The organism is Methanosarcina baikalica (genome assembly GCF_031461075.1).
Classification (GTDB): Archaea; Halobacteriota; Methanosarcinia; order Methanosarcinales; family Methanosarcinaceae; genus Methanosarcina; species Methanosarcina baikalica.
Map to the genome: position 1 here is coordinate 11,608 of NZ_JAVKPK010000018.1, position 12,652 is coordinate 24,259.

Consider the following 12,652-nt stretch of genomic DNA (forward strand, 5'->3'; position numbering starts at 1 on the left):
AAAATTTTCTATTTTTCCTGGCTTTTATACTGAGACTTAATAAAGTCTCAAAGTTCTGTAGGCTACATCGAGAACTGTGTTTCCTCTAACAAAGATTTTTTTCTTTGGAAACTTCTTTGTTCAGCAGTTATTTTTTGAAAAGATTGCACTTCTCGTAAATCTGCAGAAATAAATTCACAAATAGAACCTTTTTGATTCCTGATAGTTCTCGATTCAGGAAACAAATTTTGATTTTAGAGACCCACTTTTTTAAATTTTTAGACTATATAAAGTAAAAATAGTATAAAAATTTAATTATAAATAGTAAAGAAAGAATTTATTTTTACTAAGCCTATTTGTTAATAGAAGAAAAGTTATTATCTTTTAATTTACAATTATTTTACAAAGTTTTATGAAGTATTCTTCATCTGGTCGTTTTTATAATCGCACCTAGTTGCGGTAACCAACTTAACCCAAAAAACTCTGACTTCAACGAATTGCTATATTATCCTTTATAAAAAATCGGTCAAATTTCAAGGTCCTTCAAAGTTCTCAACAATTTAATAATCATATACTCAGGGGTCTAAAATGAAAGGAACGAAGTGTAATAAAATATTTAGGGGGCAGACCTTAAATAAAGCTTTGGGGATAACGACACTTGCTTTTTTAATGTTGGTGAGTATCGCGGGCGCCTCGTCGTTTGCATACATTACAAATTCAGAGAGTAATGATGTCTCTGTAATTGACACAGCCACAAACAAAGTTACAGACACGATATCTGTAGGATTTAATCCTATGGGGGTTGTAATTAATCCGAATGGAACAAGGGTATACGTAGTAAACACTCGTAGCAACGATGTATCTGTAATTGACACCAGCACAAATACTGTTATAACCACGGTGCCTGTAGAAAGTTCTCCTCAGGGGGTTGCAGTTAGCCCGAATGGAAAAAAAGTGTATGTGGCAAACCGTTATAGTAACAATGTTTCTGTAATTGATACCAGCGCAAATACTGTTGTAAGTACAGTGACTACAGGAAAATATCCTGTGGGTGTAGCAGTAAGTCCGGATGGAAAAAAGATATATGTAACAAATTACGGGGACAATACTGTATCTATAATTGACAGTGCCACAAAAGCTGTTGTAACCACGGCATCCGTAGGAAAAGGCCCTAAGGAAATTGCGGTTACACCAGATGGAACTAAGGTATACGTAGTGAACTCCGATAGCGGGAGCATCTCTGTAATTGACACTGCTACAAACAATGTTATAGATACGGTGAAGATAGGGCGAGCGTCTTGTGGAGTTGCAGTCAATCCGAATGGAACAAAGGTATATGTGACGAATAAAGATGAATATATTAGCACTGTCTCCGTAATTGACACCGCAACCAACACTGTTACAGCCAAAGTGCCTGTAGGAAGCGATCCTAAAGGAATTGCAGTCACACCGGACGGAACAAAGGTATATGTCGCAATTAGCCTCTACAACACTGTCTCTGTAATTGACACTGCGACCAACACTGTTACAGCCACAATGCTTGTAGGAAATAGTCCTCGTGCTTCAGGCCAGTTTATAGGTTCTATTCCAGTACAACCGGTTTATCCTTTAGCAAACTTCAGCAGCAATGTCACATCAGATTATGTTTATTCTTCTGTACCTATACAGTTTACGGATTTATCGGAGAATGCAACCAGCTGGAACTGGGACTTTGGAGACGGGTCTAGTTCAACAAAGCAAAATCCTACGCATACCTATTCTAAAACAGGAATCTATACTGTTAGCCTGAAAGTAAGCAATTCAAACGGCACGGATTCAAAGCTTGCTACAGTAAATATTGTCCCGAAAGGTTCTCTTGCGCCTTCATATGCCTATATTACGAACTTCAACAGAAACACTGTTACCGTAATTAACACAGCAAACGATACCTTTACAGACACTGTGCCTGTAGGAACCAAACCTCTGGGGGTTGCAGTCACACCCGATGGAACAAAAATTTATGTTGCGAACGTCGACTACGGCGACAGTGGTACTGTCTCTGTAATTGACACAGCCACAAACGAGGTTACAGCCACAGTGCCAGTCGGATACAAATACAGTCCTTGCGGAATTGCAGTCACACCGGATGGAACAAAAGTATATGTGACAAATCGCGACATCAACTGTGTCTCCGTAATTGACACAGCCACAAACACTGTTACAGCCATGGTGCCTGCAGGAATTAATCCACTGGGAGTTGCAGTCATACCTGATGGAACAAAAGTATATGTGACGAACCGCTACAGTAACAATGTTTCTGTAATTGATACAGGCACAAACACTGTTACATCCACAGTGAAAGTTGGCCTTGGTCCTTGTGGAATTACAGTCAATCCGACGGGAACTAAACTATATGTTACGAATTGCGAAAGTAACACTATTTCTGTAATTGAGACGGGTTCAAACACTGTTACAGCCACTTTGACTGTAGGAAAATGGCCTATGGGAACTGCAGTCAGTCCGGACGGAACAAAAGTATATGTGGCGAATGAAGGCAGTAATAGTGTCTCCGTGATTGATACAGCTACAAACACTGTTATAGCAACTGTGCATGTAGGAGCAAGTCCTTACGGAGTCGCAGTCAGCCCGGATGGAACAAAAGTATATGTGGCGAACTCCAGGAGCAATACTGCCTCTGTAATTGACACAGCCACAAACAAGGTTACGGCCACTGTATATACAGGTGCCGGCCCTATTGCTTTCGGTCAGTTTATGAGTCCTCTCCCGGCACAACCCATACTTCCTGTTGCAAACTTCAGCAGCAATCCCACATCCGGTTATGCTCCTCTTTCTGCCCAGTTTACGGATCTCTCGAAGAATGTGGATGGGTGGAACTGGAACTTTGGAGACGAAACAGCTTCAACACAGCAGAATCCAGCACACACTTACTTCAGAGCAGGGAATTACAATGTAACGCTTACAGTAAACAATACAAACGGTACCGATTCAAAATTTGCCACAGTAACTGTTCTAGCACAGCCAGTATTTTCTGCATCCCCCACTTCAGGAAAAACGCCGTTTAGTGTTAGTTTTACTGACCAGAGCATAGGATCACCAACATCATGGAACTGGGATTTTGGAGATGGAACAAATTCAACAGAAAAGAATCCTGTGCACATATATAGAAAATCAGGAAAATATTCTGTTACATTGACATTAAACGAAACGGGGAGCAGTAGTACAGTGACAAAATCCGGCTATGTTGCCGTTTCAAACGGTTTTGAAGCCCCTGTTGCTGCTTTGTCCGCATTTCCAACTTTCGGAAGCGCGCCTATTACTGTTAGTTTTACTGACCAGAGTACAGGATCTCCAACTTCAAGGAAATGGACTTTTGGAGACGGGACATATTCAACCGGGGAGAACCCTGTACATACATACAGCGAAGCAGGACTATACTCTGTTACACTGACAGTAAGTAATGCAGACGGCAGTAATACGTTAACAAAATCCAGCTATATTATTGTCTCAAACGTTTTAGATGCTCCTGCTACCAGCTTCTCTGCGTCTCCTACTTCAGGAAACGCGCCTATTACTGTTGGTTTTACTGGCCAAAGCAAAGGATCTCTAACCTCATGGAAATGGACTTTTGGAGATGGGAATACTTCAACAGATAAAAATACTGTACACATATTCAATAAATCAGGACTTTATTCTGTTACATTGACAGCAAGTAATGCGAAAGGCAGTAGTGCGTTAACGAAATCCGGCTATATTGCTGTTTCAAGTGTTTTAAAAACTCCTGTTACCAACTTCTCCGCATCTCCTACTTCAGGAAGCACACCTCTTACTGTTCGTTTTACTGACCAGAGCAGAGGGTCTCCAACGGCATGGAAATGGAATTTCGGAGATGGAAATGCTTCAACAGATAGAAACCCTGTACACACATTCAATAAATCAGGACTATACTCTGTTACATTGACAGCGAGCAACGCAAATGGTGGTAATGCGTTAACAAAGTCCAACTATATTGCTGTCTCAAGCGTTTTAAATACTCCTGTTACCAGCTTCTCTGCGTCTCCTACTTCAGGAAAAGTACCTCTTACTGTTAATTTTACTGACCAGAGCATAGGATCGCCAACGGCATGGAAATGGAATTCCGGAAATGGGAATACTTCAACAGATACAAATCCTGTACACAAATACAATAAAACAGGAAATTATACTGTTGCTTTGACGACGAGTAATGCAAACGGCAGTGATACTGTGCAAAAATATAGCTATATAAGTGTAATTTCTGAAAACGGTAGTGTGATGTCGAATCCTGGCTATATTGTCCCTATCACCACCTTTTTAGCAACTCCGACTTCAGGAAGCGCGCCTCTTACTGTTGGTTTTACTGACCAGAGCAAAGGATCTCCAACTTCATGGAAATGGACTTTAGGAGATGGAAACACTTCAACAGAAAAGAATCCTGTACACACATACAATAAATCAGGACTATATCCTGTTATATTGACAGCAAGTAATGCAAACGGTAGTAATGCGCTAACAAAAACCGGCTATATTGCTGTTTCAAGCATTTTAGTTGCCCCTGTTACCAGCTTCTCTGCATCCCCTACTTCCGGAAGCACGCCTCTTGCTGTTCGTTTTACTGACCAGAGCACAGGATCTCCAACCTCATGGAAATGGACTTTTGGAGATGGAAACACTTCAACAGAAAAGAATCCTGTACATAAATACAATAAATCAGGACTATATCCTGTTACATTGACAGCAGGTAATGCAAACGGGAGTAATGCGTTAACAAAAACCGGCTATATTGCTGTCTCAAGCATATTAAATACTCCTGTTACCAGCTTCTCTGCATCTCTAACTTTAGGAAGAGAGCCTCTTACTGTTGGTTTTACTGACCAGAGCACTGGGTTCCCAACTTCATGGAAATGGGCTTTCGGAGATGGAAATGCTTCAACAGAAAAGAATCCTGTACATACATTCAACAAATCAGGACTATACTCTGTTACATTGACAGCAAGTAATGCAAACGGTAGTAATGCGTTGACAAAAACCGGCTGTATTGCTGTCTCAAGCATATTAAATACTCCTGTTACCAGCTTCTCTGCGTCTCCTACTTCAGGAAAAGTGCCTCTTACTGTTAATTTCACTGACCAAAGCACAGGATCGCCGACTGCATGGAAATGGAATTTTGGAGATGGAAACGCTTCAACAGAAGAGAATTCTGTACACACATTCAATAAAACGGGACTTTATTCTGTTACATTGACAGCAAGTAATGCAAACGGCAGTAGTGCATTGACAAAAACCAGCTGTATTGCTGTTTCAAACTCCCTTGCCGCTGCTTTTTCTGCCGCCCCAACTTCAGGATCTGCACCGCTTAGTGTCAGTTTTACTGACAACAGCACTGGATCACCTACTGCATGGACATGGGCTTTTGGAGATGGAAATGCTTCAACAGAAAAGAATCCTGTACACACATTCAATAAAACGGGACTTTATTCTGTTAGTTTAACCGTAGATAATCCAGGAAGCAGCAGTACTGAAACCAGGACTAGATATATCGAAGTTAGTAAGTAAATATCTTAAATAGAAAAAAAGGGCTTTGTAGAAAACCTATATAAATCAATTTCAAGAGGCTAAAATTAAATAAGCAAAAATATATCCGGCTATTCGGTTCAAATTAATGGAGATTTCGTATTTAAGAGGATTTCTACAGAGCAGAATTATTCATATTAATCAGTTTTTTTCAAAAAGAGCAGGGTACTTTTCTTTTAATGGTATGCTAAGCTCTTTGTCTAATTTTACCTTATAAAGTGTTTTCACTTTAGAAAGCTGATCAATTGACAATCCATAAGCCTCTCCAAGGAAAGCTCCTTCAAGGTTAGCCTCTTGAAGGTTAGCCCCTTCAAGGTTAGCTCCTTCAAGGTTAGCCTCTTGAAGGTTAGCCAATGCAAGATCAGTTTCTTTAAGATTAGCCCCTTCAAGATGAGCCTCTTTTAGATTAGCCCTTTCAAGATGAGCTCCTTGAAGGTTAGCTCCTTCAAGATAAGCCATTTCAAGGCAAGCCGCTTCAAAGTGAGCCCATCTTAGATCAGCCCATATAAGGTAGGCTCCTTGAAGGTTAGCCTCTTTTAGGTTAGCCTCAAAAAGATCAGCCCCTTTAAGGTTAGCTCCTTCAAGGTTAGCTTCTTGAAGGTTAGCCTCTTTAAGGTCAGCCTCTTTAAGGTCAGCTCCTTTAAGGTTAGCTCCTCGAAGGTCTTTTCGCTCTGGAATATCCATTTACAATTATCGGCTTTGAACTAAAATAAGCATTACTATGCTAGGAAGATATCTTCTTCTCTTCAGTGTTTAATTTTTAAACCATAAGATTCAGACTTCAGATTTTCTTTTGTTATGTCGTCATATTGGTTCAATCTAATTTTTAAAGGATAATATAGTTTATCAAGTCTTCTTTGAATATACGTGATTTCTTGAGCATTTCTACTAAGTTCATGTGCATTTTTACATTATATTACTCCATATCAAGTTGTGATTTCATCTGTCACAAAAAGTTCTAAATTAAGAGTTGACTGAGGGCTGTTCCCCAATGAACTCAAAAGTAGGACAAAGAAAAGAGATAATAACAGGAAAGCACATATGAAAAATATCGTCGATCTTTCAAAAGTGAACTGATTCTAAGGCGATTTAAGGCACCTGTTTAGAAGAACAGGAATATATCAGTTATAGGCTAATTTTGAAGCTTCGAGGTGGAAATGTGGTGACTCTCTGAAATTCTCTTCCCTTCTAATTTATGCCTAAACCCACACTAATAAAGGCATAGAGATTAAAGGATATATAAACAAAACGAAAACTGGGCATGCGTGTTTCCTTAATAGGCGTGTACGTTCCTATCTGAAATCAAATAGGTATAGAATTTAACCTATCTTTGTCCCGAGCGATAGCCCTTGGCCTTTTTACGTGGCTTCTAGGCAATATCTACGAATAAGAGATATAACTTTCCCTTTTCAATAATCTTCCCATGTGGATGACATTCTCCCCCAATCAGCTTTTACCAGATCCACAAGCGCTTGAAAAGAAAACTCACCCATCTTGTGCCCACTACGATATAATTCAAGGACATCACGATTTAAATCCACCACATACGCATATGCGATAAAATCAGTAGGTTCTCCTAATGAATACTCTCGATGTTCTGGAATGATTGGCAGTCCAAAAAGAATTACGTATTCAAAACATGCCATCGGATCAAATGAAAATTGAGTATACCAATCTTCGTTATACTTCAAAGACTCTAAAATTTCTGGGTCCCTGATTAATTTTTCAGCTTGCTGTGTTGTCGGGTAATCTATCTCATCAACCCATTCAACTTTTCTAATGTTTTCCTTAAAGATCTTCATTCGTAAAGAGTCCCTCTGAAGTTCCCTTACAAATGATACAACTTCTGCCCCTAGTCCTTCAGGACCACAATCATGCGACTGATAACATAAATGAAGTTCATTATCAAACCTAACTCCGACTAATCCCTTAGTTAACACTTTTCATTTCTCCGTTATTTTTTTCCAATATCGGACTTAAGAAGTTGAACTGAGAACTAGATAGCATTTAATGTTTAACTGTCCAATAAATAAAGCTGACCCAAACATCTATTGCGTTTGATTTTATATTTCAAGTAAGTAAGTCCCATATTGGAAAAAAATTGAAAGCTTGGGTTTTTGGGATAAAATCAAAAAGGATTGCTCAGAATTCTTCACTGCTCTGAGGGAAACTGAGCATTCCAGGCAAGCCCATATTAAATTTGAATTTCCCGGAACCTGAGGTTTCAAGAATCTGTTGTTTTATGTAATATAGTGCACTCAGAAGGTTATCACTGTTTTCAGAGTCCATATCTCCGGCATATGGGTGGATATTTTCTTCAAGGGCGTCCAGAAGCCCTGGATCAATATAGTTTAAGAAGTAGGTGTCCAGGACCAGAAGACTTGAGATCTGCTCGTAGAAACCTGCAAGTTCCCGAAGCCAGTCCGGAACTCCGTAACCTGTTGCATATTTCTGCATGTTCAGGAACACAAGGTAACTGGAGACAGTATTTATGAGATCCTCAGTTAGCCTGTTATCCGGAAATACGATTGGGAAACGTCTCAGGACTGTAGGAGCTGTATAATCCGAGAAGATCATTTCAGACTTACACACCGCTGGAAAGAGCCTGGCAATCGGGCTGTTCAAAACTGCAGTAACATAAGGGTATTTACTCCTGTCCTTAAGAACAATACCACAGCCATTATCAAACACATTATTTCCGACATTGTCATAGGCAGCCTGCAGATGATAGCCTTCAGTTGCAATTATTTTAGGAGTGTTGAAATACTCCAGAAGCTTTCTTCCTTTTATACTATAGTCTGCAGAGCTAAGGGGAGATATATCATGACGGAACCCTCTTTTGAATTCCAGAATTCTCCCATAAGCCATAGGGAACCTTGCCTCCAGCTCTTCAGGGGGAATTATATTGTATTCTTTGCTTTTGCCCTTGTCGGACAATTCATAAGGAAGCATAAAACGGTAAGATGAAGGCCTAAATGCAAATTTTTCGGAAAAAGCCCCTGAGACATAGGGGTAGACAATTTCAGGTTCTGAAAATACAGGTTTACACAGGCCTTCGCAAAGATAATATGAGTCTGAACCACTTTCCTCAGGAAGGAGAAGCCTATGCATCAGAATATTTTTTGTGCTTACACCTTCAAAAATGCTTTCGGATACATCTTCAAGTGTAACTGGAATTTCACAAATTTTTTCTACGATTTTGTTTTCTTTGAGTAACATATAATTTTCACTTCTGTAGAAGTACATCGAGAATGTATCGTCTCTGGTGTTTTTATTTTCAGGACTTAATTACCGGGATAGACATATCAATCGATAGCCACCTCAGGATTTCGGACCTTCAGACCCCTATTAAAAACTATACAATCCCGACCTGAAATATGTAGTATTATATTATTATATACACACAATAGTGAAACAATATAGTATATAAATGTATTTTATAAACATAAATCATGATAAATACCAGGGGTCGTGTCCGTGAGTTATTGATAGGATTTACGCACTTGAAGCCCAAAATCAAGTCCAATAGACTTTATGGTTTAAAGCCTAATTCGGGACGATTTTCGTCTCATAATATATTTCCAGACATAATTTACCCTCTTTATCCCGAGCGATAGCCCCAGCCATTGTAAGTGACTTCTAGTATATTTACGAATGAGAAGTACATGGAATATAAGTCTTCAGGCTAGTGTAGCGTCAACGGCAAAATGTCTTATAAAATCGATTGCAACTAATCAGAATCGTTGAATCTTTGAGGATTGACGCGACTGTAGACATGGACAGCTTTTTTGCATACATGGAGATAAGAGAACGACCAGAACTGAGAAGATTGCCTGTTATTGTTGGTTCTGACCCAAGGGAGGATCAGGCAGGTGAGCTGTAAGTACCTGTTCTTACGAGGCAAGAAAACATGGAATACATTCTGCATAACCATCGAGAAACAGAGAATCATCTGTCAAATTAGGGATTTAATAGAATTTTGTACCTATTTTGAAGGATTTTTTAAAGGTATTCCGGGATTCGTCATAAAATATACCAGTCCGTGTCATCGACCGAAAGGTCTTCTTTGAGACCGACTTTTCTCTTAGGAAGCCTGAGAGCGTCAGTAATTGCATCGGAAAGGTCCTGAAGGTACTCTCTTGAGGAGAGGCTGTTATAGATAAAAGGCTTATCTGGCTGGATCATTTTCTGGATCGTTGATTCCCTGGGCACGATATCAACTTCTATGTCAACCATTTCCACGGCTTTTTCCATCGCAGTCCGGAAATCTCCAATACAGTAAGCTATTCTGTGTTTGTAATTATCCCGGGTCTTTTCAAGATAAGCAGCAAGCCTTTCGCTTTCAATTTTTATGAAGTCTCTCTTGATCTTTGCAACATTACATTTGCCCATCATGAAACTGTAGTGCATGAAAGGGTATTGAGTATCAAGTTCCCTGGGAGTAATCCCGCAGGTTCCGAAGGTTACTATATGTACATCCTCAGGTTTTGCAATTCCGAAGATCACGCGGTCGAATTTTTTATGAGAGGGGCTTTCATGATAGGGTTTTCTTTTGGCACAGGGAACGAAAATACAGAGATCCCTAAAGGGAGCTTCATATTCGCTCAGGACCCATTCATTGGCCCTTACCATATCCGGATGATAGATTATCTTATCAGTATCGAGAGGTTCTTGAGAACGTTCATCTTCAGGAATAATGGGTTTCATAAACGTCAAAGCTAATTGACTCGGGAGATTATATATATAATTAACTAACTTCAGCTAGCCGCAGGGTTTATGAGCTTAAAAAAAGATCCTCAAAAACTGAATAAAACACAAACAAAATAAGGCAAACCATCCCAAAGTGGTATTATGGCAAATTCTATTCATGGGATGATCAGAGCAAGCTTCAGATGCGAAGACATGGTAAAATGTGTGCTCGGTTTGAAGTCTCTTGATGTTGAAGCATATAAATCCCTGCTTATGCATGGCCCCCTGACGGCCGAAAAGTGAGGGGAAATTCTTAACAGGGAAAGAAGTACTGCATACCGTTCTCTACAGAACCTTATAGCTTGCGGAATTGTTTACAGAGAAACGCAATCCATCGAGAGCGGAGGATACTACTATGAATATGTAGCCATCGAACCGCAGAAAATGAAGCAGCTGGTAAAGAAAAATGTTGACGAATGGTACAATCAGATGAACGAGCTAATTGAAAAAATGGATGATAAAGCAAGTGCCCTCGTCCTGAGAATGAACGATGAAGAAAACCGAATATAAAGATAAAATTTAATGGAAATTTTGAAAGGAGACTGAAAAAGATTCGGCTGAATTTACTGTTTTAATCCGTCTACAAAGTTTCCCATTCTCTCTACTGCTTTTCTAATATCATCAACGGATGCTGCATATGCGCAGCGCAGGAAACCTTCACCTGCATCTCCAAAGACGTCTCCGGGAATTGTAACAACTTTCTTTTCGTCTAGAAGGCGTTCTGCAAACTCGGAGGAAGAGAGACCTGTATTCCCTATATAGGGAAAGGCATAAAATGCCCCTTTTGGGTTGTAGCACTCAAGTCCTATTCTGTTAAAGCCCCTGACAATGAGGTGCCTGCGCCGGTCATATTCCCGGACCATCCGCTCCATTTCCTCTTTACCGTTGCGGAGTGCCTCAATTGCCCCTAATTGAGCAGTTATGGGAGCGCAAAGCATAGAGTACTGGTGAATCATCATCATCGAATGTATAATCTCAGGCGCACCCATTGCAAAACCGAGCCTGAGCCCTGTCATTGCATAAGCCTTGGAAAATCCGTTGAGCATGACAGTGCGCTCTTTCATACCGTCGAGGGAAGAGAACGGGACATGCTTGCTTCCGTAGGTCAGGCACTCGTAAACTTCGTCAGAGATGACAAACAGATTGTTCTCCACTACAAGGTCGGCAATACCCTCAAACTCTTCCTGTGTCATGATCGCTCCTGTAGGGTTGTTAGGGAAGTTGAGAATTATTGCCTTTGTCTTATTCGTAATTGCAGGTTTAAGGGCTTCTGCAGTCAGGCTAAAATTGTCATCCACATAGGTGGAAACGATAACAGGTTTACCTCCTGCAAGAACAACAGAAGGCACATATGCCACATAAGAGGGCTGGACCACAATAACCTCGTCGCCCGGGTTGACAACTGCCCTGATTGCTATATCCAGAGCTTCACTCACGCCTGTTGTGACCAGAATCTCGGATGAAGGGTCATAGTCCAGACCATAACGCCTGTAATAAGTCCTGGTAAGTTCGTCTCTGAGTTCCGGAAGTCCGTAATTTGAGGTGTATGAAGTTTGCCCTTTTTCAAGAGAGTGGATGCACATTTCACGGATGTGCCAGGGAGTGATGAAATCAGGTTCGCCTACCCCAAGTGAGATTATATCCTCAAGTCCAGAAACCAGATCAAAAAAACGGCGTATTCCTGAAGGTGGAATGTTTTTCACAGATTCCGCAACAAATTTAGAAGGATCGCATGGAGATCTCAAGCAAAACGCCCCTGGAAAAAGCTGTATGAGTGCTATAAAACGTAAAACCGATAGGGGATCAGGCTTTAAAGCCAGTTCGTATTAAAACGATACTGGTAGCCTTTTAATCGCCTCAGGTTCATGGAGGATAACCCCATCTTCCTTATAGGTCTTCAGTACGAAGTGGGTTGACGTACTCTGTACCTGATCAAGGGTTGCAATTTTCTCTGCTACGAAAAAGGCTACATCCTTCATCGATTTTCCCCGGACGGTAAGAGATATGTCATAGTTCCCGGATAAGAGCCTGACTGACCGGACTTCCGGAAATTTGTAAATTCTTTCTGCGATTGCCTGATAGCCCTGATTGCGCTCCAGAGTAACCTTCAGCTCAATCACGGCATAAACATAGTTTTCCCCAACCAGGTCCCAATCGACTATGGTTTTGTAGTGCCGGATAACTCCTGTATCTTTAAGTTTTGCAATCGTCTGGGAAATCTCCTGTGCAGACATATCTGTCAGGGATGCAATTTCTTCCGGAGTTGCTCTGGCGTCATTTTCAAGAATTTCCAGTATATGTCGAATCTGTTCATCCATGGTGGTCACCGGCACAA

General features: G+C 40.5%; 10 protein-coding genes and 1 pseudogene. 5 read left to right on the forward strand and 6 right to left on the reverse strand.

Annotated elements, in window-relative coordinates; translation table 11 throughout:
• The first annotated feature begins 567 nt into the window (after positions 1–567).
• The gene (locus RG963_RS05990) at positions 568–5,550 is read left to right on the forward strand and encodes a PKD domain-containing protein (protein ID WP_310575368.1); all 4,983 of its coding nucleotides are present in this window, start codon (positions 568–570) and stop codon (positions 5,548–5,550) included.
• Positions 5,551–5,709: 159 nt separating this feature from the next.
• On the opposite strand, the gene RG963_RS05995 is transcribed toward RG963_RS05990, so the two are convergent.
• The 3 genes from RG963_RS05995 to RG963_RS06005 all read right to left on the reverse strand — a co-directional run bounded on the left by RG963_RS05995 (position 5,710) and on the right by RG963_RS06005 (position 8,787).
• Entirely contained in the window at positions 5,710–6,252 is a 543-nt protein-coding gene (locus RG963_RS05995; protein WP_310575369.1) for a pentapeptide repeat-containing protein, read from the reverse strand.
• Between the two features lie 725 nt (positions 6,253–6,977).
• Complete coding sequence (locus RG963_RS06000) at positions 6,978–7,508, reverse strand: hypothetical protein (protein ID WP_310575370.1); 531 nt, start codon at positions 7,506–7,508, stop codon at positions 6,978–6,980.
• Positions 7,509–7,710: 202 nt separating this feature from the next.
• Entirely contained in the window at positions 7,711–8,787 is a 1,077-nt protein-coding gene (locus RG963_RS06005; protein WP_310575371.1) for a hypothetical protein, read from the reverse strand.
• A gap of 577 nt (positions 8,788–9,364) precedes the next feature.
• Here RG963_RS06005 and RG963_RS06010 point away from each other — a divergent pair.
• Positions 9,365–9,451 carry a hypothetical protein gene (locus RG963_RS06010; RefSeq protein WP_310575407.1) on the forward strand — a complete coding sequence of 29 codons (87 nt, stop codon included), beginning with the start codon at positions 9,365–9,367 and terminating at the stop codon, positions 9,449–9,451.
• Between the two features lie 140 nt (positions 9,452–9,591).
• Here the strand turns inward: RG963_RS06010 and RG963_RS06015 are convergent, their stop codons facing one another.
• Positions 9,592–10,275, reverse strand: coding sequence for a DUF5591 domain-containing protein (locus tag RG963_RS06015; protein WP_310575372.1), 684 nt, complete (start codon positions 10,273–10,275; stop codon positions 9,592–9,594).
• A 144-nt stretch (positions 10,276–10,419) separates the two neighbouring features.
• Between RG963_RS06015 and RG963_RS06020 the strand changes: the two genes are divergently transcribed.
• The 3 genes and pseudogenes from RG963_RS06020 (at position 10,420) to RG963_RS06030 (ending at position 10,827) form a co-directional block, all read left to right on the forward strand.
• Complete coding sequence (locus tag RG963_RS06020) at positions 10,420–10,560, forward strand: hypothetical protein (RefSeq protein ID WP_310575373.1); 141 nt, start codon at positions 10,420–10,422, stop codon at positions 10,558–10,560.
• A 6-nt stretch (positions 10,561–10,566) separates the two neighbouring features.
• A pseudogene (locus RG963_RS06025) lies at positions 10,567–10,683 on the forward strand (helix-turn-helix domain-containing protein); the annotation flags it as partial.
• 18 nt (positions 10,684–10,701) lie between these two features.
• The gene (locus RG963_RS06030; RefSeq protein WP_310575374.1) at positions 10,702–10,827 is read left to right on the forward strand and encodes a hypothetical protein; all 126 of its coding nucleotides are present in this window, start codon (positions 10,702–10,704) and stop codon (positions 10,825–10,827) included.
• A 53-nt stretch (positions 10,828–10,880) separates the two neighbouring features.
• Here RG963_RS06030 and RG963_RS06035 read toward each other — a convergent pair whose 3' ends face one another.
• Positions 10,881–12,062: an aminotransferase class I/II-fold pyridoxal phosphate-dependent enzyme gene (locus tag RG963_RS06035; protein ID WP_310575375.1), complete on the reverse strand. Its 1,182-nt coding sequence runs from the start codon at positions 12,060–12,062 to the stop codon at positions 10,881–10,883.
• Positions 12,063–12,143: 81 nt separating this feature from the next.
• Positions 12,144–12,635 carry an Lrp/AsnC family transcriptional regulator gene (locus RG963_RS06040; RefSeq protein ID WP_310575376.1) on the reverse strand — a complete coding sequence of 164 codons (492 nt, stop codon included), beginning with the start codon at positions 12,633–12,635 and terminating at the stop codon, positions 12,144–12,146.
• Positions 12,636–12,652: the final 17 nt, after the last annotated feature.